General features: G+C 43.3%; 29 protein-coding genes and 1 pseudogene. 23 read left to right on the forward strand and 7 right to left on the reverse strand.

Going from position 1 to position 23,623, the window contains the following annotated elements:
* The first annotated feature begins 75 nt into the window (after positions 1–75).
* From MSG34_RS13990 to MSG34_RS14010, 5 genes are all read left to right on the forward strand, one after another.
* The gene (locus MSG34_RS13990; RefSeq protein WP_017066540.1) at positions 76–540 is read left to right on the forward strand and encodes a DUF302 domain-containing protein; all 465 of its coding nucleotides are present in this window, start codon (positions 76–78) and stop codon (positions 538–540) included.
* Between the two features lie 259 nt (positions 541–799).
* The gene (locus MSG34_RS13995) at positions 800–1,315 is read left to right on the forward strand and encodes an adenylate kinase (RefSeq protein ID WP_248338006.1); all 516 of its coding nucleotides are present in this window, start codon (positions 800–802) and stop codon (positions 1,313–1,315) included.
* 131 nt (positions 1,316–1,446) lie between these two features.
* Positions 1,447–1,671 (forward strand): hypothetical protein, encoded by a 225-nt coding sequence (locus MSG34_RS14000; RefSeq protein ID WP_248338007.1) that lies wholly within the window; start codon positions 1,447–1,449, stop codon positions 1,669–1,671.
* 138 nt (positions 1,672–1,809) lie between these two features.
* Entirely contained in the window at positions 1,810–2,838 is a 1,029-nt protein-coding gene (locus MSG34_RS14005) for a radical SAM protein (RefSeq protein WP_248338009.1), read from the forward strand.
* A 17-nt stretch (positions 2,839–2,855) separates the two neighbouring features.
* A complete protein-coding gene (locus tag MSG34_RS14010) occupies positions 2,856–3,407 on the forward strand; it encodes a DUF1349 domain-containing protein (RefSeq protein WP_248338011.1) in 552 nt (183 codons plus the stop codon).
* A gap of 94 nt (positions 3,408–3,501) precedes the next feature.
* Here MSG34_RS14010 and MSG34_RS14015 read toward each other — a convergent pair whose 3' ends face one another.
* Positions 3,502–3,834, reverse strand: coding sequence for a PBPRA1643 family SWIM/SEC-C metal-binding motif protein (locus MSG34_RS14015; protein ID WP_248338013.1), 333 nt, complete (start codon positions 3,832–3,834; stop codon positions 3,502–3,504).
* A gap of 255 nt (positions 3,835–4,089) precedes the next feature.
* Between MSG34_RS14015 and MSG34_RS14020 the strand changes: the two genes are divergently transcribed.
* From MSG34_RS14020 to catB, 4 genes are all read left to right on the forward strand, one after another.
* The gene (locus tag MSG34_RS14020) at positions 4,090–4,806 is read left to right on the forward strand and encodes an HAD family hydrolase (protein ID WP_248338015.1); all 717 of its coding nucleotides are present in this window, start codon (positions 4,090–4,092) and stop codon (positions 4,804–4,806) included.
* 105 nt (positions 4,807–4,911) lie between these two features.
* Positions 4,912–5,295 carry a nuclear transport factor 2 family protein gene (locus MSG34_RS14025; RefSeq protein ID WP_248338017.1) on the forward strand — a complete coding sequence of 128 codons (384 nt, stop codon included), beginning with the start codon at positions 4,912–4,914 and terminating at the stop codon, positions 5,293–5,295.
* A gap of 89 nt (positions 5,296–5,384) precedes the next feature.
* Positions 5,385–6,116: a glucose 1-dehydrogenase gene (locus tag MSG34_RS14030; protein ID WP_050646665.1), complete on the forward strand. Its 732-nt coding sequence runs from the start codon at positions 5,385–5,387 to the stop codon at positions 6,114–6,116.
* Between the two features lie 93 nt (positions 6,117–6,209).
* Positions 6,210–6,836, forward strand: coding sequence for a type B chloramphenicol O-acetyltransferase (gene catB / locus MSG34_RS14035; protein ID WP_019823525.1), 627 nt, complete (start codon positions 6,210–6,212; stop codon positions 6,834–6,836).
* Between the two features lie 69 nt (positions 6,837–6,905).
* On the opposite strand, the gene MSG34_RS14040 is transcribed toward catB, so the two are convergent.
* Both MSG34_RS14040 and MSG34_RS14045 read right to left on the reverse strand, forming a co-directional pair.
* Positions 6,906–8,084, reverse strand: a complete 1,179-nt coding sequence (locus MSG34_RS14040) for a BamA/TamA family outer membrane protein (RefSeq protein WP_248338019.1) — start codon at positions 8,082–8,084, stop codon at positions 6,906–6,908.
* 118 nt (positions 8,085–8,202) lie between these two features.
* Positions 8,203–8,568: a cytochrome c gene (locus MSG34_RS14045; RefSeq protein ID WP_248338021.1), complete on the reverse strand. Its 366-nt coding sequence runs from the start codon at positions 8,566–8,568 to the stop codon at positions 8,203–8,205.
* 207 nt (positions 8,569–8,775) lie between these two features.
* On the opposite strand from MSG34_RS14045, the gene MSG34_RS14050 reads away from it, so the two are divergent.
* The 3 genes from MSG34_RS14050 to MSG34_RS14060 are packed head-to-tail and all read left to right on the forward strand — an operon-like array spanning position 8,776 to position 9,778.
* Complete coding sequence (locus tag MSG34_RS14050; protein WP_048611134.1) at positions 8,776–9,027, forward strand: Rho-binding antiterminator; 252 nt, start codon at positions 8,776–8,778, stop codon at positions 9,025–9,027.
* 8 nt (positions 9,028–9,035) lie between these two features.
* On the forward strand, positions 9,036–9,269 hold the full coding sequence (locus MSG34_RS14055; protein ID WP_050052510.1) for a hypothetical protein: 234 nt from the start codon (positions 9,036–9,038) through the stop codon (positions 9,267–9,269).
* A gap of 59 nt (positions 9,270–9,328) precedes the next feature.
* On the forward strand, positions 9,329–9,778 hold the full coding sequence (locus tag MSG34_RS14060) for a GyrI-like domain-containing protein (RefSeq protein ID WP_248338023.1): 450 nt from the start codon (positions 9,329–9,331) through the stop codon (positions 9,776–9,778).
* 193 nt (positions 9,779–9,971) lie between these two features.
* Here the strand turns inward: MSG34_RS14060 and MSG34_RS14065 are convergent, their stop codons facing one another.
* Complete coding sequence (locus MSG34_RS14065; RefSeq protein ID WP_248338194.1) at positions 9,972–10,562, reverse strand: glutathione S-transferase; 591 nt, start codon at positions 10,560–10,562, stop codon at positions 9,972–9,974.
* 173 nt (positions 10,563–10,735) lie between these two features.
* Here MSG34_RS14065 and MSG34_RS14070 point away from each other — a divergent pair, with 173 nt between their 5' ends.
* Complete coding sequence (locus MSG34_RS14070; RefSeq protein ID WP_248338025.1) at positions 10,736–12,991, forward strand: peptidase U32 family protein; 2,256 nt, start codon at positions 10,736–10,738, stop codon at positions 12,989–12,991.
* Positions 12,992–13,130: 139 nt separating this feature from the next.
* Here MSG34_RS14070 and MSG34_RS14075 read toward each other — a convergent pair whose 3' ends face one another.
* Positions 13,131–13,595 carry an acyl-CoA thioesterase gene (locus tag MSG34_RS14075; RefSeq protein WP_048615837.1) on the reverse strand — a complete coding sequence of 155 codons (465 nt, stop codon included), beginning with the start codon at positions 13,593–13,595 and terminating at the stop codon, positions 13,131–13,133.
* Between the two features lie 180 nt (positions 13,596–13,775).
* Entirely contained in the window at positions 13,776–15,599 is a 1,824-nt protein-coding gene (locus MSG34_RS14080; RefSeq protein WP_048611124.1) for an ABC transporter ATP-binding protein/permease, read from the reverse strand.
* A gap of 569 nt (positions 15,600–16,168) precedes the next feature.
* On the opposite strand from MSG34_RS14080, the gene artP reads away from it, so the two are divergent.
* From artP to MSG34_RS14140, 10 genes are all read left to right on the forward strand, one after another.
* Positions 16,169–16,897: an arginine ABC transporter ATP-binding protein ArtP gene (gene artP, locus MSG34_RS14085; RefSeq protein WP_282449707.1), complete on the forward strand. Its 729-nt coding sequence runs from the start codon at positions 16,169–16,171 to the stop codon at positions 16,895–16,897.
* Positions 16,898–17,013: 116 nt separating this feature from the next.
* Positions 17,014–17,745, forward strand: a complete 732-nt coding sequence (locus MSG34_RS14090) for a lysine/arginine/ornithine ABC transporter substrate-binding protein (RefSeq protein ID WP_016795731.1) — start codon at positions 17,014–17,016, stop codon at positions 17,743–17,745.
* A gap of 3 nt (positions 17,746–17,748) precedes the next feature.
* Positions 17,749–18,435: an arginine ABC transporter permease ArtQ gene (gene artQ, locus MSG34_RS14095; protein ID WP_017061822.1), complete on the forward strand. Its 687-nt coding sequence runs from the start codon at positions 17,749–17,751 to the stop codon at positions 18,433–18,435.
* Positions 18,432–19,100, forward strand: a complete 669-nt coding sequence (gene artM, locus MSG34_RS14100) for an arginine ABC transporter permease ArtM (protein WP_102450899.1) — start codon at positions 18,432–18,434, stop codon at positions 19,098–19,100. Before artQ ends, artM begins: the two co-directional genes overlap by 4 nt.
* A 330-nt stretch (positions 19,101–19,430) precedes the next feature.
* On the forward strand, positions 19,431–20,486 hold the full coding sequence (locus tag MSG34_RS14105; RefSeq protein ID WP_248338029.1) for a PIN domain-containing protein: 1,056 nt from the start codon (positions 19,431–19,433) through the stop codon (positions 20,484–20,486).
* Positions 20,487–20,622: 136 nt separating this feature from the next.
* Positions 20,623–20,967: an HU family DNA-binding protein gene (locus MSG34_RS14110; protein ID WP_248338031.1), complete on the forward strand. Its 345-nt coding sequence runs from the start codon at positions 20,623–20,625 to the stop codon at positions 20,965–20,967.
* Complete coding sequence (locus MSG34_RS14115; RefSeq protein ID WP_248338033.1) at positions 20,967–21,350, forward strand: hypothetical protein; 384 nt, start codon at positions 20,967–20,969, stop codon at positions 21,348–21,350. Before MSG34_RS14110 ends, MSG34_RS14115 begins: the two co-directional genes overlap by 1 nt.
* Before the next feature lie 271 nt (positions 21,351–21,621).
* On the forward strand, positions 21,622–22,149 hold the full coding sequence (locus tag MSG34_RS14125; RefSeq protein ID WP_248338035.1) for a hypothetical protein: 528 nt from the start codon (positions 21,622–21,624) through the stop codon (positions 22,147–22,149).
* Between the two features lie 189 nt (positions 22,150–22,338).
* Positions 22,339–22,728 carry a hypothetical protein gene (locus MSG34_RS14135; protein WP_248338037.1) on the forward strand — a complete coding sequence of 130 codons (390 nt, stop codon included), beginning with the start codon at positions 22,339–22,341 and terminating at the stop codon, positions 22,726–22,728.
* A gap of 175 nt (positions 22,729–22,903) precedes the next feature.
* A complete protein-coding gene (locus MSG34_RS14140; RefSeq protein ID WP_248338039.1) occupies positions 22,904–23,401 on the forward strand; it encodes a hypothetical protein in 498 nt (165 codons plus the stop codon).
* 22 nt (positions 23,402–23,423) lie between these two features.
* Here the strand turns inward: MSG34_RS14140 and MSG34_RS14145 are convergent.
* Positions 23,424–23,622, reverse strand: a pseudogene (locus MSG34_RS14145) (IS110 family transposase); the annotation flags it as partial.
* Position 23,623 lies beyond the last annotated feature (1 nt).

The raw sequence follows: 23,623 nt of genomic DNA on the forward strand, positions 1-23,623 counted from the left end.
ACATGGGTTACGTCGCTGATTTTGGAAGTGGCGCTATGAATGTAAGTTTGATTAGGTTAAATCTCTGAGGTGACGATGAAAAAATTACTACCACTATGCGCCATTTTACTCTCGGCATCATTTTCAGCTGCGGCTTCTGATGGTTTGATTAAATACCAAAGTAATTACTCAGTGAAAGAGACCGCTGACCGCTTTGAAGAAATCGCCAAGAGCAAAGGTTTGACCTTGTTTGCGCGAATCGACCATCAGAAAAACGCGAGTAAGGTCGATCTTGAATTGAGGCCAACGGAAGTCATCATCTTTGGTAACCCGAAAGTAGGGACACCATTAATGCAATGTGCTCAAGAAGTCGCGATAGATTTACCGCAGAAGGTGTTAGTCACTGAAGATTCAAATAAGAAAGTATGGTTGTCTTACAACGATCCTAATTACTTGGTAGAGCGTCACGCGATCAATGGCTGTGACGAGGTCGTTAAGAAAGTATCGGGTGTACTAAGCAAGCTATCAGAAGCGACAGTGGCGAAAAAGAAAGCGAAATAACCAAGACCAATAAGCACTCATTAAGACTATTAGTGAGTGCGATATGACGATGATATCGCCCATTAGTCATTGTGTTGACAATTAAGCAACAGTATATAAAAGTAGTTTTATGAAACTGAATTTAGCGCCATCTAACCAACGAATTATCATCATTCCATAGGAATGGTGGGATTGTTGATGCGCTTTGTTTATCGAACCCACCCGTAAGGTGGGTTTTTTGTCGCTGTCTTATGGGTTTTATCTGAATAGAGGAAGTCATATGAAAAAGATCGCGGTTTTTGGTAAGCCTGGGAGTGGAAAGTCCACAGTCAGCAAGGCGTTAGCACTAGCTACAGGTATAGAGCTTCACCAATTGGACTCTATTGTTTACAAGGCCAACGGAGAGTTTGTTGAACGTGAAGTATTTGAGGAGGCTCATGAGAGCATACTTAAGTCAGAAAGCTGGATCATCGATGGTTTTGGCCCTCTAGGCTCGTTCAACACACGTTTAGATGCAGCTGATACCTTGGTTTATATCGACCTTCCTTATTCAATTAGCTACTGGTTTGTGACCAAGAGAATGCTCAAAGGTTTATTTGTTAAACCTGAAGGCTGGCCTGATGGAAGTTCAGTTATAAAAGGGACGATACAAAGTTATAAGACACTAAAACTGTGTCCTAAATTTTGGAATGACGACTTTAGAGCGCAGTTAGAGTTGCGGGCTAAAGAGAAAGAGGTTTACATCATCAGAAGCGTGACTGAATTGAATAACTTTGTTCACCAACACGTCACTTAACAGTCGAGAGTTTACTTTTCTTTAAACGCTCTTACTTACTCATAACTTCATGAAAATATTTAGATTTAACTCTACGTGTGGCATATTTGCCATATGTTTAGTTTGTGCTTTGAGTCAAGGCGATAGATATTATGTATGGAAGTGAGAAGACGAGAGCGTTCTGCAGTAACTGTAAGGAACTGACACTGCACAAGTACACTATGTTCAGTAACCAAGTCGAAAAAGCGCCACAACATGAAAAGAAGCCAGGGTTGCTTGGAATGATTTTATCGTCGCTAGCTTCAAGTGGCGGAAACGGTGACTATAAATGTACAAAGTGTGGAACCAATTTACGTACACCGGACAACCTTGATTAGCCTTTAATCTACTTAATACTTCAACATTCTTCTGTTTCAATTATCCGTTTTTATTTGATAATAATTCAAATTGTACCGTGTTTTTCATTGAATGAACTTCCAGTAGCCTATGTGCATAGTTAATTATTGGGCATTCAAATGACACAGTATCAGTTCCAACAAGGGCCTATTCGTCCACCTTCAGAAGCGGATAGCTTATTGATTCGCACCACCCAAGGTTGTCCTTGGAACAAATGTAAATTCTGTACGCTGTTTGAGGGGATGGAGTTTGCAATTCGTCCCGTTGAAGAGATTAAGAAAGACATTTGGGCTGCGAAAGCATTCTATAAGAACCGTAAGTTTGAGACGTGTTTTCTGCAAGACGGTGATTCATTCACTATGGATACCGAAGACTTGCTGGATGTGTTGAATACACTCAAACAAGCCTTCCCAGAGTTAAAGCAGATCAGCTCTTATGGACGAGCGCAAACCATGACTAAGAAGTCGCCTGAAGAGATGAAAGCCATCTGTGATGCAGGACTCAACATGCTTTATTGCGGTATGGAGTCGGGTTCTATCGATGTTCTGAAACTGATGAAAAAAGGCATTACGCCGAAGTCTATTTTGAAATCGACCGAGTTCGCGAAGCAAGCGGGTATGAAGATGATGACGTTCATTATCCTTGGCTTGGGTGGTAAAGAATATTCGGCGCAGCATGTTGAAGAAACGGCGGCCTTACTTAACCAAATCAACCCAGATGAAATACGCATTCTGTCGCTTGCTGTGAAGCCTGGAACCGAATTGGATGAACTGGTGCAGGATGGAGAGTTCACACCACTTAGCGAACGTGAAATGCTTGAAGAACAATATCAACTGATCAGCAAACTAAACAGCGTGACGGGCAACTATGGTAACTATCACGGTATTAATTTGTTGATGGAACTGAACGGACAGTTGCCAGAGGATAAAGCGAAGTTCTTAGCGACAATAGACCGTTTCAATATGATGAGTGAAAATGACCAGAATAACTTTATCTTGGGACGTCGCATTCATTACTACGCTGCATTGAAAGACATGGATAACCAACTTATGTACGATTCTGTACAAAGAGAGCTTAATCGCATTCAAAAGCAAAACGCCGATGAACTCGACAATGTGTTTTATCAACTCCGTCAACGCATGATCTAGCAGCAAGGACTAATAACATGAATAACCTCGTTAACTGGCAAATCAGAAATGAAAACCCTGAGCATTGGTCTTTGGAAAACGGCGTGCTGACGTTGCAAGTGCAAGAGGGCAATATCTTTGGTGCGGGTTCAGCTGATGTTGATAATATCTTCGTTCATCCAGTATCTAGCGCGGATTACAGCACAGAAGTGACGGTTCAATTAGATCCAAACCGTGCATTTGAACAAGCTGGCTTAGGTATTTATTGGGATAACGACAACTACATTAAAGTGAGCAAAGAGATGTTCATGGGCGAGCGTTCATTGGTGTTCGTTGTAGAACAAAATGGTCAGCCACAGATCAAGGAACGTCTGTTGTTTAGTGAATCTAGTGTGTCGGTTAAGCTCGTAAAGCAAGGCGGAAAAGTCAGCGCTCATTTCCGTCCGTTAGAAAAACAACAATGGCAGGAAGTGATCACGTTTGATTCGTTAGTAGGCAGTGACCAGGGTGTGATGCTTTATACGTTCAGTGGCAGTAAGGCGACGCCTAATTTCGCCAAGTTTAGTGGCTTCAGTTTGTCTGACGTTTAATAATTTGTCTTACGCTGAATAAGCTTCCTTAGCGTATAAAAAAACGGACCGATATTGCTACCGGTCCGTTTTTTAATTCTTCAAGTCAAAGCGCTTATGCGCAACACTTCTTGTATTTCTTACCGCTACCGCAAGAACATGGGTCGTTACGGTTAGGGGTCTTTTCAAACGTCATCGTTTTTGGCTTGTTCAGTAGAGTATCAAGCTCGATGGTGTTCTCTTCTTTGTCTGCGTCGACTGTAACAGTAACGAAGATAGTATTTTCAGCAGCTAGTGCTTCAACTTCTGCTTTGCGCGCTTCAGTTTGAACTATTACAGCGATTGGAGATTCTTCAGTACCCGCTTTTACATCGCGGTTTACGTTGTAGCCAGCAAGAACGTGGTTCTGTCTTGTTTCGATACGGCCTTTGAAAAATAGTTTCGACATTGGGTACTCATTAAAAATGTTGAATGGCGCTATTTTTAACGGCGATAGCGCAATGGAGCGGGGATTATACGCATATATTGCAATTGATAAAGCAGTGATGTTAGCAAAGGCAGTTTGGTTTTTGTTTGCTAGTCACGGTTTGTTCTCTAGCTTTGCTCCTATTCGACAAATTTCGAAATTCAAGACAATAAGATTTCCCTCAATAGGCTTATGAATGATAAATTCAAATTATTAATCGAAACAAAGAGATAGTGTATGAAGTTAGATGCCATCCTGTGGGATTACGATGGAACCTTAGTTAATTCCGTTCCAAAGAATATCGCAATCACAAAAGACATTATCTCTTTAGTCGCGCCACACTTGTCAGGTGACAACTTACCTAAATATTTGCTTAGCGAAGCGCTTTATCATGAAGCCAACCACGGGGCAAAAAACTGGCAAGCCTTATATGTCGACTATTACGGTTTATCACACGATGAAATGTTGATCGCTGGTGGAATGTGGGCAGAGCATCAAGAGAAAAACCAAACAGCCGTTGCCTTGTTTGAAGGAATGGAAACTGTGGTTAATCAGTTCGCTCATCTTCCACATGGGATCTGCTCTCAAAACTCTCAATTGAATATTCGTGGTGTACTCGACAGTTATGGCATCGGCGATTTGTTTAAATCGGTCGTGGGTTATGACGATGTCTCGAACGGCAACCAAAAACCCCATCCATTTGGTGGTGTGAAATGTGTCGAGAACATATTTGGCGTTGATCATACCAACGAGCTTTGTTTGATGTACATCGGTGACCATGAAGCGGACACACAGTTTGCTCGCAATATTGAAGCCGCGCTGGGTAACAATGCAAAAGTGATTGCCGTAGCCGCAGGTTATAGCCGATCTGAGCCTGAAAATTGGCAAACCAAGCCGGACTACATTGCTAACTGTGTCGATGATCTTTTAACGATCATTAGCAAGTACGCATAGAAAACTAAGTACGCATAGAAAGTTAAGTTCGCATAGAAATCTAAGTACACATAACGAAGCAGACGTTTAAAAATCACCACACGTAAATGAATTTAAGGAAGAATAATGACACCAAAACAAGTGGTATTAGGATTTTGGGATGCAATGCGCAGTAATGATTTTGAAAAGGCGAGTGAATGGCTAGCCGCAGATTTTGAAGGCTATTGGCCTCAGTCGTCTGAATTGACGGTAGGGCGCGACAACTTCACGGCAGTCAATGCTGAATACCCAGCTAATGGTGTTTGGGAGTTCGCGCTCAATTCAATTGTCTGTGAAGGTGATACTGTAGTAACGGACGTTTCGGTCACTGACAGTGTGTTGAAAGGCCGAGTGATTACCTTTCACACGGTGGTTGATGGTTTTATTCAAAAGCAAACTGAGTTTTGGCCAGACCCATTCGAAGCGCCGGCGTGGCGGTCGCAGTGGGTTCAGGTTGTGTCGAGCAATTAATTTGTATCGACACGATCAGTTTGTCACGAACAACTAGGTCGTATCGAATAATCAGGTTGCACAGAATAAGTAAACATTAGGAGGTTTCATTGAACAAGGTAGTGATTGTAACCGGCGGAAGCCGAGGCATTGGCGCAGCGACGTCTAAACTATTGGCCAGTAAAGGCTATGCTGTATGCGTTAACTTCATACACAATGAGTCGCGAGCTGAAGAGCTAGTGAACGAGATTCGTGAACAAGGCGGAACCGCGATTAGCGTGCGTGCGGATGTGTCTGTTGAATCGGACGTGAAATCTTTATTTGAGATTGCTCGTAACAAGCTGGGCCCAGTGACGCACTTGGTCAATAATGCCGGGATCTTGTTTACTCAGTCACCATTGGTTGATATTGAACTGGATCGCTTTGAAAAGGTGATGAAGTCCAACGTATCAAGCTGCTTTCTGTGCAGTAAAGCCTTTATCAAACAAGCTGATGGCGCGGGTTCGATCGTCAATGTATCGTCTGCCGCTTCTCGCACAGGCGCACCGTTTGAGTATGTGGATTATGCTGCATCGAAAGGTGCGATGGATTCACTGACCAAAGGCTTATCGCTTGAATTGGCTTCACGCAATATCCGAGTAAATGGCGTAAGGCCGGGTTGTATTTATACTGAGATGCACGCAGACGGCGGAGAGCCTGATCGCGTAGACAGACTCGCTTCGCAGCTACCATTACAACGAGGTGGTACACCAGAAGAAGTCGCTAACTCTATCGCATGGTTATTGTCAGACGAAGCGTCGTATGTCACCGGCTCGTTTATTGATATTGCGGGCGGTCGATAGGGCGCGTTGCCCTTTACACTAAGATAAACCAGTTAAAACCATAAACACGCAACAAAAGTACCTAACTAAAAGAACGAAACTAAGAGTACAAAAATGAAAAACTATTTTGAGAGCCCGTTTGTTGGAAAGTCACTCAAAGAACAAGTGACCAACCCAAATATCATCGTGGGCGAGCACAGCTATTACTCGGGTTACTACCATAACCACAGCTTTGATGACTGTGCGCGTTACTTATTACCGGATAGAACCGACATCGATAAGCTGATCATCGGTAGCTATTGCTCGATTGGATCTGGCGCTGTGTTTATGATGGCGGGCAACCAAGGCCACCAAAATCAGTGGGTGAGTACCTTCCCGTTCTTCTATCAAGACGATGAGAAGTTTGAAGGCGCGATAGACGGCTTTGAACGCTCTGGTGATACCGTGATTGGTAACGATGTGTGGATTGGTACAGAAGCCATGATCATGAGTGGTGTTAAGGTCGGTGACGGAGCCATCATCGCAAGTCGAGCGGTTGTGACTAAAGACGTCGCACCATACTCGATTGTTGGTTCAAACCCTGCGCGTCACATCCGTTATCGTTTCAATGAGACTGAAATCGCTCAGTTGCTAGAAATGAAATGGTGGGAATGGAGCGAAGAACAGATCAAAGGCGCAATGTCGTTGATGTGTTCTTCAGATATCGATGGGCTTTACCAATACTGGAAAGCGCTCAAGTAATTACTGTTCCCTGAGCGCTTTGTCTCATCGTTGCCGCTTTAGTTTATCGGGTAAGCACAGCGTAATGAATTAGATACCCGCACCGACTTGGAAGTAAAGGGCGGTATCTTCTTCACTGAACGCAATATCAATCCCTGAAATCAGACCATAGCGTCTTGCGATCAGGTAACGGAAGCCGACGCCGTAAGCCGCGTGTGAGCTTTGATCAAACATGTCTTTATTGCTGTCACCCGCATAGCCAATCCCCGTAAACACGGCAGTTGACCAACGTGGTGTCCACTGTTTGCTTACTTGAACTTCTGCCGCGACGGTATGTTCACCTTGATAGCGATTACGGGCGATACCTCTGAGTTCAATGTCTGGGTAATATTGAGGAGAAAGCACGCGTTCATTGGTCGACAATGATTTGTACTGTCCTCGCAATGCTAAATTCCACTCCTTGTTTAACTCCCAATAATTCAACCCTTCTAAATTGAACGTTTGATAGGTGTAATCACTGCCAATCGCATCACCAAACCAAAGGTATTCTGCGACATAGTTGTAGCCTTGCGTCGGATTCAAGAAGCTGTTCTTGCTGTCGTATTCTGCAATCAAACCCAAACCGGAAGAGGTCGGTGACGTGTTACCAATGTTGTTTAAGATCTCTTGCGCTTTAGGGTGATTATTGAGTGAAAGAGTGGGCGCGAAGAACTGTTGAGAAAACCCAAGTAACCACTGGGTGTCGGGCACTCTAAATTGGAGTTTCTGTATCCCGCCCATGCCTTTTAGCCCTAGCTCAACACCTTCGTTTGGATCAAGTGGCGATAAGGCGTTCGGAGAGCTTTGGCGATAAAAGGTCATGTTGATATCGCCATAACCCAAGCCACCAAGGTAGCGTATGGAATCTTCCTTCCAGCTGCGCTTGTGACCAACAAACGCCATCCAAGTGCCATTCTCTGTCGCAAAGCCGCCAACCGCAGTGATTGCAGGAGTAAGAAGTTGCGCGCCGCCATCGATGGATTTTTCGGCGAGTTGTTTACGCGTGTTTTTTTGCTCTTCAGATTCGTGCATGAAGATGCCAGTGAAGCCACCACCGTATCCTACCGCAGGCTCAGTAATGAGAATGGGAACAGGAAGAAAACCGTAGGCATTTTCTGCGAGGTATTCTCCCATATCGAGTTGGCCATCAATTTCATCGATAAAGCTGACGGCGTGTGTCGTCGTAGAAATAAGTATCAGGCTACTTAGTGCTAGGGGTTTAAAGGTCATAACATTCCGTATTATTCACTATCCATTAAATTGAGTGTAATCAATCAAATAGATAGCGCAATAGAACGGGGAGTATTAACCGAAATATCTGTTCAAAACGCGATTGGAACAGCGTTTACTATTGGATTAGATCTACGTACGTCAGAATATCCAGAGCATCTTGCTTGGTGATCACACCTTGCCACGCAGGCATGCCTTGCTCTACATCGCCTTCTAAAATGTCATCTGCTAAAGAACTTGGACTGGCAAAAAAGCCGCTCAGTTTATTCGCAATGTTAGCGGGCTTGTGTGGTAATGAAGCGGCAGTAGGCCCGTCTCCGTGACCTTTGTCGCCATGACACACCTGACAAAGCTGTCGATATTTGGTTTTGCCATTGGCGAATTGGCTCGCATCGACTTCTGAGACAGCACTCGCATTAAATGCCATCATTGAAGCGACTAAACCTAAGAAAGCTAACACGTGTAAATGGTTGATGTTTTTCATTGTTTTGTTCTCGATTATTATTTAACAATGAAAGAATAATCAGGTGTGAGTAAAAGAAACGTGAATGAGAAAGCTTGATTAAACCGAATTCGAAAGTAGGTTTAGTTACGGACGACCATCAATGTGATTTAGGTAAACGATTGATTATATGCATATTGCATAGTATGGCATGTCGCATTAGCGTGGTGGATGAATTGGAGGGGGATTATGATTAGTTGCAACGATTACGATTATATTGAGATTGTGTGTATGCACCGATACCCAATCAAGTTAACGCTGAAGTCTGGCGAGCAGATTGAATGTGTTGGGTTAGATACCCAGCGCAATGACAGCCGTGAAGAGTGCATTAAAGTCAGTATTCAAGGCGAACAACAACTTGTCGTATTAACTCAAATAGCGACACTAGATGTCTGTGTCGACAACCCTCACTTTCAGCATGTTTCATTTAAAGCGTCATAGGTTGTCAAATGAATAACACGATAGAGCAACGCTATTGCACGGCGTGCCGAGAAGAGACACAGCATGTCGTTATATTGGTTCGAAAGAAGAGTGCGTTTGCAGATAAGCCCAATCAAAAGCGAAGTGAGTTTTGGGCTGGCGTGATAAAAGGTTGGTTCCTTGGCCCGTTTATCGCGTCAATGGATGAGTTTTCTCGCCACCTTGTCTGTGAAAAGTGTGGTCATAAAGAGATACAAGATTAGTTAAGATTATTTAAAAATTTAGTAGAGTTACAGCGTCGATTGGCTTAGGAATAAAACGAATGAAAGTAGAAATGATTGAAGCCGTCAAGGCGTATGGTTTTTCAGTAAGAACCACCAATACCGATGAGATTGACCCAGCCAAAGCCAAGATAGGGCAATTGTGGCAGGGCTTTTTTGACCAAGCGTTTCCAAAATTAACTCCGGATTCAAAAGTGTATGGCGTTTACACTAACTACGAGTCTGACTTTACGGGCGAGTTTGATGTTATTGCGTGTACGAATGCACTGACGGATCAGAATTTAGATGCGCTTGTCGAAACCGAAATACAAGCAGGCAAATACTTAACGTTTTCTGTTGAAGGTGAATTACCACAAGCTGTGATCGATCTATGGGGTGAAGTATGGGCGTATTTCAACGCTGCAGACTGCCCACATGTGAGAACTTACACAACAGATTTTGAACTCTACAAAGGTGAAACTGAAGTCGAGATTTCGATTGCGATTCAGTGATCAGTTTGAAATGAACAAAAGGCTTAACTTAGACTCTTGTATCCGGTTAAAGGACTGCGATATCCAGTTAAGAGGAAGCTAAGCCTTTGAATGTCTGCTCATTACAAAGAAGATACAGTGTCACGTAATCACCTTAATACCCACGCCTTATCTAACTCTGAATTCCCCTAAATCACCCCCAGATACCCTTAAGTCACCCAAAAACAGATTCTTGCTTGGTTTCATTCCACAAAGGGTATTGCTTCATGACTTGGGTGTAGAGCTTACTTTCAAGGTGCGCTCTTAACCAACGTCCTACGTTTTGATATTCAGATTTCACAAACCACTTCTTTTCGACTCGTACAAACTGGCTGACAAAAGGCATCACCGCAAAATCGGCCAAGCTTGGGCTTTCTCCAAAAAAGTAGGGCTGATCGGTAAGTCGCGCTTCTAACTGACTAATGAAGGTTTCGCAGGCTTGTCGGCGTTGTTCAACATCGATGTTTCGGTAACGAACCGATGCACGATACTTTTCTAAGTGACCAATAAATTCTTCGTCGTTGGTTTTAATGAGCTGCTGAACTTGTTCGCTAAGCGTTGGATTGCTTGAACACAGAAGATCTTGAGGATCGTTTTGTTGAAGTGCCCAGTTCATCACATCCAGGCTCTGTTCAATGACTTGTCCATTGGGTAACACCAATACAGGGACTGTTCCTTTTGGCGAACTGGCCAATAGTTCGCTAGGCTTGTCTTTGGTAACGATTTCTCGAAGTAACACTTTTTGTTGTGATAGTGCGATGCCCATTCGTCCGCGCATTGCATAAGGGCAACGGCGCAAAGAATAAAGGATAGGTAGATCGGATTCGTTCGGCATTATTGAGGTCATTTAGTTTGAAAAGTGTTGTACGGTGGTAAAGAGATCGTGATGTGGGTAGAATACGCGGCTTAAAAATTATAAGTAAGTGAGCGACTTCAAAAATGAGCAGAAAAATTGAGTTATTAGCCCCAGGTGGCGATGTAGAAGCGATAAAAGCCGCCATCGTAGCGGGTGCTAATGCAGTTTATTGTGGTTTAGACACATTCAACGCTCGTAACAGAGCCTCTAACCTATCGTTAGACGAATTGAATGGTGTGATTCGCCTTGCTCATGAATACGGCTGTGAAGTGTTCCTGACTCTTAACGTTGTGCTACTGGAGCATGAGACTAAGAGTATCACTAAACTGCTGAACCAGCTTGTAAACACCAAAGTGGATGGCATCATTGTTCAAGACTTGGGTTTATTCAACCTGGTTAAGAAGCATTTCCCATCATTAGACGTTCACGCGTCGACTCAGTTAACTACGCACAACGAAGGCCAGATTAAGTTTTTGTCTAAGATTGGCGCGACACGCGTTAACTTGTCTCGTGAGTTGAACCTGCCTGAAATCAAGATGCTGACGGAAGTGGCACACGATCACGATGTACTAACCGAAGTGTTCGTACATGGCGCTCTGTGTATCGCATTCTCAGGTCAATGTTACTCAAGCTCAGTAAGTGTGGGTAACTCAGGTAACCGTGGTCGTTGTAGCCAAGCGTGTCGTGATGAATACGAAATCACCAATGCGGGCAACAAGTTCCCACTTAACCTGAAAGATAACTCAGCTTACTACGACCTACCTGAATTGGTTGATGCGAAAGTCGACTCACTGAAAGTAGAAGGCCGTATTAAAGGCGCACACTATGTTTACACTGTGGTCGACACATGGCGTAAACAGATTGATAGCTTTGTAGAAAGTGGTTTGTTGATCGAAGACGATTCGAACCTGCACAAAGTATTCAACCGTGATTTCACCAACTCTTTCCTAAAGGGCAACCTAACGAAAGATATGTTCATCGATAACCCGCGCGACAACAGCATGAACTACGCTGTTGAGAAAGCGACGGAGCAGAACAACGAAATCTCAGTCGTACAGATTCAAGAAGTGACCAACGAACTTCACCAAGCGAAAGACGTTCTTGGTAACGAAATGCGTGACAAGATCGAGTTCCTTGATATTCGCAAGACACCAGTAGCCCTGTCGTTCAGCGCAAAAGTGGGGCAACCATTTACGGTGACAGTGAACACGCCAAAAGAGAACTTTACCCTTCAATCTAAATCGCTATTGAAAGCGGTTGAAGAGAAGGCGATCACTCAAGAGCTACTTGAGAAGCGGTTCAAAAACGTGAAGAGTGCAGTTCACACGCTAGAAAGCTACGACTTCAGTGAAGTGGATGCAGGTTTGTTGATTCCTCTAAAAGAAGTTTCAGACCTGAAAGACGAGATCGACTTCATTCTGAACGGCTCTGTGGAAGTGATTAAGCACGTTGAAGTGCCAGCACTGCCTCAGCACCCTAAAGTGAACGAGAAGCCGACTATGTCGATGCTTATCGCGGATGTGGAAGACCTACACCTGTGTGACGTGACTGACGCGGATGTTTACTTCAAACTTCCAGAAAGCTTTAAGAAGCGTTGTAACAAGTACATCGACATCTTGGCAGCAAACCCACGTTTGATTCCTTGGTTCCCAGCGGTATTGATCGGTAAAGATTACGACGAAGCGGTTCGCATTCTTGAAGAGATCAAGCCAGCTCGCATCGTGACTAACAACACGGGTATTGCTTACAAAGCTTACGAGATGGGAATTGAGTGGGTTGCCGGCCCGTTCATGAACACAACCAACTCTCATGTACTGGTTACTCTGAAAGAAGAGCTTAACTGTGCTGGCGCATTCATTTCGAACGAGATCAACAAAGGTCAGATTCGTCATATTCGTCGCCCAGAGAACTTCAAGCTGTTCTACAGCATTTACCACCCAATCTTGATGATGACCAGCCGCCAGTGTTTCTTCCAAAGAACCGTGGGTTGTAACAAGCCAAGCATTGAAGCGGGTTGTATGTTGAAGTGTGAGAAAGCGACCACGATCACCAACGTGAAAGGCATCTCTTTTGCGGTTGATAAACAGAAGGGTGGCTACCCAAGCATTTACAACCACGAGCAGTTCTTAAACCATGATGCAGTAACTGACTTCTCTGGTCTGTTCGACGAGTTCTTCATTGACCTAACCAACATCGGTGCGGGCTCTAAAGAAGTGAAAGATAAAGTCGAGCTTATCAAGCATTTCGAAGCGCTACTGAACGGCGTGGAAGGTTCACAACAGAACCTAGAGCAGATGGTTGAAGTTCGAACTAATGCTCAATACGTGCAAGGTTTATAGGGTTCAAGGTCGAGAGCGTGCAAGATTTATAACGCTTAACCACTTATAAGCACTCTAAACCAATAAACAAAAGGCCACTCAATCGAGTGGCCTTTTTAATGTCTGAGATTTTCTGAGTCTTTATCAATCAGCGAATACGTTATTCCGTCACGGCTTCTTGTTTGAAGCATGGGCTCTTCAACGTGTTCATCTTTTCGATTTCATTAGTTAAGCGCAGCGAGAGCAGGGCTTTTTGGTTCGAAGCAAAATCAAACATCACGATAGTCGCAGTGCCAACGGTCGTCACTTTCTGCTGAGCCTTACTGACAATCGCGTATTCCATTGTGAACCGATCATCTTGAATATCGGTCACACGTGAGCCAACCATCAAGGTATCTGGATACGTGACTGGGCGGAAATACTTACAGTAAGTGTCACCAAGAACAGGGCCAACTTTGGTAATCGCCATCTCTTCCATCAACTCAACGTGCTTGAAAAAATCTAAGCGAGCGGTTTCGAAATAGCGAAAATATACAGCGTTGTTAACGTGATTGAGTGCGTCCATTTCTCCCCAAGCGACAGGGATTTCTGTTACTACCGGGTAGTCAGATAATAGTGCTTCCATGCGAACTCTCTTATTCTTATCTGTGTAATTAACGTTATTTACTTATCCTTCATCGGAATAAGTTGTTATTGGAATAAAAACCCTACCGCTAAATTAACAAAACTGCAACACGTGTGATTTAAGTTTTTGAAGCTTGAAACCACACAATGTTAGTGGCTTAGTTGCACATCCACTCAATGATTACGCACTAAGGTGTTTGAATTGCAGCTCAACTAAGCGTTGGTACAATTCGCAGCTATTGATGAGAGACTGGTGGTCGCCGATGTCTACTAGCTGTCCTTTATCGAGCACCGCAATTTGGTCGGCGTGTTTAATTGTTGATAATCGATGGGCGATAATGATCGTCGTTCTGCCACGCATTAACTCTTCTAACGCTTGTTGTACGTGATGCTCACTTTCGCTGTCTAGTGCGCTGGTTGCTTCATCCAACAATAGAATATTTGGATCTTTCAAGATGGCACGTGCAATCGCAATACGTTGTCTCTGTCCACCAGAAAGCCTTACACCACGCTCACCAAGAAAGCTGTTGTAGCCATCAGGTAGGTTTTGAATAAACTCATGCGCGTGTGCTTTCTTCGCCGCTTCGATAACTTGTTCGTCTGTTGCCTGCGGGTTGCCGTAACGAATGTTATGGAACACATCGTTGCTGAACAGAGCAGGTTGCTGCGGCACCAATGCCATCTGCTTTCTCAGTTCGTTCGGGTCAAACTGATTCAGTTCAACACCGCCTAAGGTGACTTTACCCACTTGCGGGTCGTAGAAACGTTGCAGCAGTTCGAACAGGGTGGTTTTACCTGCGCCAGATGGGCCAACCAGTGCCAACACTTTGCCTTCATGGGCAGTGAGCGTGAGGTTGCTTGTTGCGGGCTGGTCCGGTCTTGATGGGTAACAGAAGGTCACATCATCAAACGCAACTTCTGGCGTTACGTTAGCAAGCGAAGTTGGATTCGCAACTGGCGCAACGATATGGCTTTCAACTTGCAGAATCTCGATTAAGCGCTCGGTCGCACCTGCCGCACGTTGCAGTTCGCCCATCACTTCTGAAATCGTACCTAATGACGAAGCAACCATGATTGCGTAGAACACAAACGCCGCTAAATCACCTGCTGACATGGTGCCGTTGATGACATCACTACCACCAACCCAAAGCATGCCTGCGATAGCACTGAATACAATCACGATAACGCCAGAGATCAGAATCGCACGCTGTTTTACACGCTGGCGACCAATCTCATACGCCTTTTCAACTTCAACCGCGAATGATGCTTTCTCTTGCTCTTCGCGGCTATAGCTTTGCACGGTTTTAATGTGCTCAATCGCTTCACCTGCGTAAGAACCCACATCAGACATCGAATCTTGGCTTTGACGAGATAGGGCTCTTACACGACGCCCGTACACAAGAATCGGAATCAAGATAAATGGCACCGAGGCCAATACAATCAACGTCAGCTTAATATTGGTCGCAAACAACATGATGATCGCACCAATACACATCAACGCGCTGCGCATCGCCATAGAGAATGACGAACCTATGATGCTTTGAAGCAGAGTGGTGTCCGTTGTGATGCGCGACATGATGTCGCCACTGCCATTGGTTTCGAAGTAACTCGGGTGCAGCGTTACGACATGATTGAAAACCGATAAGCGAATGTCCGCACTCACACGTTCCCCAACAGAAGAAACCAAATAGAAGCGGAAGAACGTACCAATCGAGATCAACACGACCACGACCATGATGAACTGAATTGCGCTGCCCAAATCTGAGAGTGATTGTTGGCTAAAACCTTGGTCGATAAGAAGGCGAATACCGTGTCCGACTGAGAGGGTTAAGCTCGCTGTGAAGATCAACGCGATCAACGCGGCAATAACACGACCTTTGTAAGGCTGAATGAATTTACTCAGTTCAAACAAAATACTGAGGCTTTTTTTCTCAGGTTTGGCATCGGGATTCTTTTGAGTCTGTCGCTGGTTTGAGTCGAGCGTAGAAGAGACATCGTTTTGCATATGACTGCCTTAATGTGTTGTCGCTTTAAAAATAGATGGCTTGTTGCTTGTTGCTTATGGCTAATTGCTTATGGTTTATGACTTATTGCCTGTACTGCGCGTTGTTCGCTGGGAAGTCATTGTTGTTGAGAATAGAACCCATTAAAGCATTTATTGCGCTGTGACGCTCCCCAGGAAACTCAATTTCCAATAATTCCTCATCACTAAGTGAATAATTCGAAACAACCTTAAAGGAAAACTAAGCATTTTGATCCAGCCAGTGTGATAGGAAAGCAGGGTGTTTAACCCTAATTTTTATGCAAGTAAATTGGTGTTAACAGGAGAGTGTGCTCATAAGTTAGTAATCGAGCGATGATTTATAAATTGATAGCAAAACGATTGCTTTTTGTCTCGATATTAGCTTTATCAATGACTTGCGGATTTTGGTTGTAAGACCAGTTATAGCGACTGTTTTTTGCGCAATATTTGTTACAAAAATTCAACAAAGTAGTTTTTTATACATTTTTCTTGCATAAAACCTCGGATTGAATAGAATAACCAACAAATGACAATTAATGCAGTATTGTGGCATGAGTATTCAAGTAAAGAGCATCAACAAATCATACGGTGATACCCAAGTTCTTCACGACATCAGTTTCGACTGTGAGAGCGGCGAAACCTTGGTATTGCTTGGCCCAAGCGGCGCGGGCAAGAGTTCATTACTGCGTGTATTGAACCTGCTAGAAATTGCGGACAACGGCGAATTAGACATTGCGAACGAGCAATTCGATTTCTCAAGCCAAATCCAAGAGAAGCAGGGGCTTAAACTTCGTCGTAAAGTCGGCATGGTGTTCCAGCAATACAACTTATGGCCACACATGACGGTGATGGACAACTTGATTGAAGCGCCAACCAAAGTTGCGGGTTTGGATAAGCAAGAAGCGATTAAGCAAGCTCAAGAAGTCCTAAAGACACTTCAACTTGCCGACAAAGCAGACGCTTGGCCACTTCAACTGTCTGGCGGTCAACAACAGCGTGTTGCGATTGCACGTGCGCTGATGATGAAACCGGATGTGTTGTTGTTTGATGAACCAACAGCGGCGCTTGATCCTGAGATCACCAACCAAGTCGTGAGCATTATTAAAGAATTGAGCGGAACGGGCATTACCCAAGTGGTCGTGACGCACGAAGTCGATTTCGCGAAGAAGATTGCTAGCCACGTTCTGTACCTAGAGAAAGGGTACATCGTTGAACACGGCACCAGCGATTCATTCGTTAATCCGCAGACACCTGAGTTTGCCGAGTATTTGACTCATTAAGTAAGTTACTGATTAAAAAGTTAACTCACTGGATTTAGCTAAACACAACATCAATTAAAACAATCAAATTATAAGAATGGCCGCAGGCCACTATTACACGTATTCGGAGTAACAAAATGAAAAAGATTCTACTAGCTTCACTTATCGGCCTTGCTTCTTTCAACGCAGCAGCTCAAGAAGAAATCAAATTCGCAATGGAAGCAACTTACGCACCATTCGAATACATGGATGAGAACAACCAAATTCAAGGTTTTGATGTAGACCTAGCAAACGCACTTTGTGAAGAGATGAAAGCGACATGTACTTTCCACAACCAAGCATTCGATAGCTTGATCCCTGCACTTAAATTCAAACGTTACGATGCCGCTATCTCGGCAATGGACATCACTGAAGCGCGTCTTCAACAAGTGAACTTCTCTAACGCTTACTACGATAACTCTGCAGCATTCATCTCTTTCGAAGGCAAAGTAGCAGACCAAGCAGCACTAGAAGGTAAGCGTGTTGGTGTTCAAAACGGTTCTACTCACCAGAGCTTCCTGCTTGAGCAAATGACTGGCGTAACAGCGGTACCTTACTCAAGCTACCAAGATGCATTCATCGACATGAAAAACGGTCGTATTGATTCTGTATTCGGTGACACAGCCGTTGTAGCAGAATGGTTCAAGAAAGAAGACAACCTAACGTACGTTGGCGACCAAGTAACAAACCAAGAGTACTTCGGTAACGGCTTTGGCATCGCAGTAAACAAGAGCAACCAAGAACTTGTAGACCAGCTTAACGTTGCACTTGCAGCAGTAAAAGCAAACGGCGAATACGACAAGATCTTCAACAAGTACTTCGGTAAGTAATTTATGGAATTAACGGGTTACTCTTTAGGGCTCGTCGAAGCAAGCTGGATGACTGTTCAGCTTGCGTTCGTAAGCCTATTGGTTGGATTGGTTCTAGCAGTTTTGTTTGCAAGTGGTGAGATGTCTCGTCGTATTGCAATCAAATGGCCAACGACTGCATTTGTGACGATTGTTCGTGGTTTACCAGAAATTCTGGTCGTACTGTTTATCTACTTTGGTTCGACACAAGTTCTGTTTATGATCACTGGCGACTTCATAGAAGTGAGCCCGTTCTTATCTGGTGTTGTTGCACTGTCACTTATCTTTGCTTCTTACGCTTCGCAAACCTTGCGTGGTGCATTAAAAGCAGTAAGCAAAGGGCAGAGAGAAGCAGCAAGCGCGCTTGGTATTTCTCAGTCTCGTGCATTCTTTCGTATCGTGTTACCTCAAGCGGTAAGACACGCACTACCAGGGCTAACCAACCAATGGTTAGTGTTACTGAAAGACACTGCATTAGTATCGCTGATTGGCGTAACAGATTTGCTGAAACAAGCACAACTAACATCAGCGGCAACGCACGAAGCATTTACTTGGTACGCGACAGCAGCAGCAATCTACTTGGTCATCACTTTAATCACACAAAGATTGGTAAAAGTGATTGATGGTAAGTTCTCTATTCAAGGTTTGGGTAACAAAGGGGCAATGGCATGAATCAACAATACCTCTCTCAAATGCTTGAAGGCTTAGTGACCAGTCTTCAACTTACAGGCGCTTCATTGCTGGTTGGTTGTATCTTGTCACTGCTGATGACGGTAACGCTAATCCTAAGAATACCGGCGATTCACTGGTTAACACGTGGCATCATCACGTTGTTCACTGGCACACCATTATTGGTGCAAATCTTCTTGGTGTATTACGGCCCGGGTCAGTTCGATTGGATTCGTGAAAGCTTCATGTGGACTTGGTTAAGCCAACCTTGGTTCTGTGCAATGTTAGCATTAGCTTTGAACACCGCCGCATACAGCACGCTACTGTTCAGAGGCGCATTCAACGCGATTCCAGCAGGGCAGTGGGAAGCGTGTCGCGCACTTGGCATGGACAAAGTAGCAACGCTTAAAGTGTTACTGCCATACGCACTACGTCGCGCCGTTCCAGCTTACTCGAACGAAGTGATTCTAGTCTTCAAAGGCACGTCATTGGCAAGCACCATCACCATTATGGACTTGATGGGCTACGCACAGCGTATTAACGGCCAAACCTACGACACGCTCACCGTGTTCGGTATTGCAGGTGCATTCTACCTAGCAGTAAACGGCGTATTAACGCTGATCTTCCGTCAGGTAGAGAAGAAAGCCCTGGCATTCGAAGCCGCATAAGCTAGCCATTCACAAGCTTAACTAACGTATAAAGCCTGCCATTTATGTTCGCATAAATGGCAGGCTTTTTTGTGTTTTGGGGTATCTGTGGAACGCTGTGTTTATATCCAGTCAGTCGGGGTTTTTACAAAATTCATACTATATGGAAATATTCTGCATTTATCATTCAATGAGTTTATCTATGTTTTAAGTCACTGAAATGCTGTGATTAATCGTGGTAGAGTTCCGCCCATATGAAACTAGATAGAATGATTCTGTATTTAAATGCAGAATTTTCGGTCTAATAGCTGTTAAATTACTTTCAGGCTCCTACGAATAAGTAAGGATATTATGCAAACTAGGAACGTATTCATAGACACACAGTCATTCATGCAGCAGGGCTTTCGCTTTGATTCGGGTGTGCTGAAAAAACTATCGAAGCTAGGAGAGTACTCCTTAATCAATATCTATATCTCCGAGATAGTTAAAGGTGAAGTTGAAAGTAAGCTGAATGACAAAAGTGACCAGATCATCATTTCGAAAAATCGATTTACTAAGGATCTGGCATTTATTGAAAGCGGTGTACCTAATGAACTTGCTGAAGCCCTGAAAGATTTCAATGACAAGTTAATACAGGATCAAGTCCACGCTGGTTGGAACTTGTTTTTGTTTCAAAGTAACGTAACGGTATTGGATGCAGACCAATGCAGTGTAAAAGAGCTAGTTTCAAGGTACTTTGGCGCTAAGTTCCCATTTAGTGAAGGGAAGAAAAAAGATGAGTTTCCTGATGCAATATCGTTATTGAGCCTACAAGCTTGGCTTGATGCCAATGAGCAGCAGGTTTACGTCATCAGCGGTGATGGTGATTTGATCGGTTACTGCGAGATATCAGAGCAGTGCCATAGCCTTAAAACTATCTCTGAGTTTCTCGAAATATACAACCAAGCGGAACAGCTACTAACCTCTGTAGTTCATGAGTGTATCGACAAAGACCTATCGTGGATAGAGGAGGTTGTATCTGAAGAGTTCATGAACTCTGGCTTTGTCTTTGAGGGAAGAAATTATGCTGAAGTTACAAGGGTTGGGATAAATCGAATCAACATCGATGATATTCACGTAATAGAAGTGGATGATCATAATGCATATGTTTCTCTCCAAGTATCGTTCAATATCTCGGCAGATATATCAGGAGAAGACTATGAGCATGCAATTTGGGATGGTGTAGATAAAGAGTATGCTTATATTCCTGCCTTCACAGCAGAAATGACTTTTGATGAAACTTATAATACTTCCATTGCGTTTTCTTACGATCAAACTAAGAAGGCTATTATTGAATTCACCGAAGTCAGTATTGAAGACGGTAGTGATTTAACTCTATATGAAGCTGATGAGTTCCCGTACAAGTAATTTAAGAGGGATTCACAACGCTTGGCATTTTTGCTTCTACTTCAAATATAGTGTTTATAGCACAATGCTTTAGGTTGGGTGGAGGCGTTGTTCACCCCTTCATTGGGCGTTATGCAACTAAGGAAAAGGTAAGTCCGTGAATAAAAACGAAGTAATAAGAGAAGTTGCGAGAAAAGCGGGGATTTCTCAAGCAGAAGCAAGAAGAATAGTTGAAATTACGCTTGGCGTAATCTCAGACCAACTTAAATCTGGTGATGATGTAAAACTAAAAGGTTTCGGTCATTTTTCTGCGAAAGGAACGGCACAAGCGGGTAAAGTTCACAGACATACTCAGGCTTCTGCAAAGGGATATTTCGGAGCTAGACCAACCTTTAAAGCTAGTGAAAAGCTAAGATCGAATGTTCGGCGTGTTGGGAAAGACTCATCTGATCCAGATAAAACAAATGATCCTGGCGAGTTTATTAAAGGCATACGTAAATAATGACTGAAGAAAAAAGGATCGAGGACAAAGTAAAGCGTTCGGAGAAAATCAGCGAACTTACACTGTATGTCGCATTTGGCTTAGTAGCTTTAACTTACACATTGTTTAGTTCTAAGTCCGATTTCGCAAAGTTGTTATTGGAACATAAGTCACTATTTCTTATTGCGTCAATTTGCGGTGTGGTTTCGATACTTCTTCACTATCTCCAATATGTTGCAGGCTATTTTGCTGCTCAAAAAGCGCTGGCAGAGAGCGACTTTCAATATAGTAGAAAGTGGTGGTCTTACAGAATGATTAAGCCATTTTTTGTTGCTAAACAAATTGTTGTGATAGCAGGCGTTATCGTTGTTGGTACAGCGATGATCTTAACTCTAGTTGCATAACAATCTGTTTAAGAGTGATTCGCAATGCTTGGCATTTTTGATATGCGTTGCGTTCTGTGTTTAAGGTGTCATGCGGAAGCATCGGTATTGCATCGCTCACACCTTAACAGGGCGTTAGGCGAAATATGCAATATTAAATTGCTACGTAGAGTTTTTTGTAACGTTTGCCTTAGTATTCAAGAGTTAATTATCTTTATTAAACTTATCAAGTGCAAGTATCTGCATACTCCCAACTACACTTGCAGTTATTTTGTCTTTTCAAGGAGTTCATGTGAAAAAAATAATAGCTCTTGCCATTGTTGTCGCGCTTAGTGGGTGTGCAACAGCATACCAGCCCCAAGGATTAAGCGGTGGCTTCTCTTCTACACAGCTAGATAACAATGTTTTTGCGATAACATTTAAAGGGAACGCCTTCACGAGTAGGGAGACAGCTAATGACTTTGCTTTACTTCGTAGTGCAGAAATTAGTTTAGAAAATGGTTGTAAATACTTTGTAATTTTAGATGGCCAGCAATATTCACAAACCGGTAGTTTTACTACGCCAACTTATGTTACGACTAATACTTTTTCTACAACCCAAGGCTCTTTATACGACTATGGGAATTATGGCGAGTTTAATGCCAATACATTCGGTACTACTTCATCTACAGTAACAGGAGGAGATACGATTAAAACATCTAAGCCGAGAGTATCGAAAACAATTGCCTGTTTTCTCCAAAAGCCAGATGGTTTCTCGTACAACGCTCGTTTTATAGTCGACAGTTTGAGGGGAAAATATCAATTGCCAGACCATATGTAATTGTAGAAAACTTCGCCTAACAAACTTTTTAAGAGTGATTCGCAACGCGTGGCATTTTTGTTGTGCGTTGATTTTGGTCTTGCGGAGGCTCTTGTATTGCGTTGCTCACACCTTAACAGGGCGTTATGTGCTTAGGTAAAACTTAAACTACTCGGTTGAATTACGTGTAGCATTTAAATATGGATACATATGAGTAAAATAAAATGGATTAGTGCTCCTTTAGGAATAAAAGGTGACTTAGAAGCTTGGAAGTCTTTTATGGAGCAAAACTACCCAAACCCAATTGTAGGGAACATACACTTAATTACCTATGACAACGGTGATCGAGTTGGTTATTTATTTAAGGGTATTCACCCTGCCTCAGGTGACAAGTGGTGGGAAAGGGTCAAAGAAGAAGTTATAGAAACCTATTTTGATGCTTGGTTAGAAAGTGCAGTTATGGGAAATGAAGACTCTGTATTGGAAGGTATGACTCAAGCGCTTGAGCCTGAAGTCAGATCTGGTATGGAATCCCTGTATGATGAAGGGTTTGATGATGAAATATTAGCCGATTTTGCTCACCAAATGAGCAAGCGATAATTTCAAGCCTGACTAGTCACGTAAACGAATCAAAGTCCGTAATTTAAGCATATAATAAAACACACATAACAAGGCGCTTAAGTCTGATTCGCGAACGCGTGCCATTTTCGCTTCGCTCTAATTTTGGCACACTTTCGCTCACAGCTTAGCTTGGCGTTATATGCAAGGGGTAATAATGCTACAAAACTTCAAAGAAAAAGAGATTGTTCAGCTAAGGTACAAACATTTTCGTCCTGCAATTCAAAAGCTATCTCAGTTATCGGATCCATTGAGTTTAGTCTTAAGTATTCATCTACTATCTGAAAATATGCTTGATGAGCTGATTCGGTTAATATTTGAGGAGAAAGCGGACGCCATCTTGAAAATGAGGCTGAATTACGCCAAGAAATTAGAGTTAGTATCAGCTTTTGAACTTGAGAAAGACGTGCCTGTTCTAATGCCGGATATTCGAGGGTCGCTGAAAAAGCTAAACAACTTTCGAAATAAGCTGGCACATAGCTTTGACTTTGAATTTACAAATGAAATGTTGCATCAATTGTATGTCGATAACTTGTTTGATCTTGATGAACTTAAAGGGCGACCTGTTCATAGGAACTTATATGATTACGCTGTTATTGTATTACCGGGTATGTTTCCATATGTCGAAGAAGACACCGGTGATATTTGCATATAACAAACGACTATGGCGTCATTGATTAATTTTTGGTTGTGTTTTCATCCCACATGGCGCCATCTCTCAGCATAGAATTAAGTGCCACAACTATCTTTCGTACCCACGCGATTGTTGCGACTTTCTTAGGCTCCCCTGCAACGCAAAGTCGAGCATAAGTCGCTTTGGATTACGCGCTTACCTTTGTGGCGCCCACTTTCGCGTGTTATTAGAGCGACACCAATG

This window comes from Vibrio sp. 1CM2L (assembly GCF_023161695.1).
Lineage (GTDB): Bacteria > Pseudomonadota > Gammaproteobacteria > Enterobacterales > Vibrionaceae > Vibrio > Vibrio coralliirubri.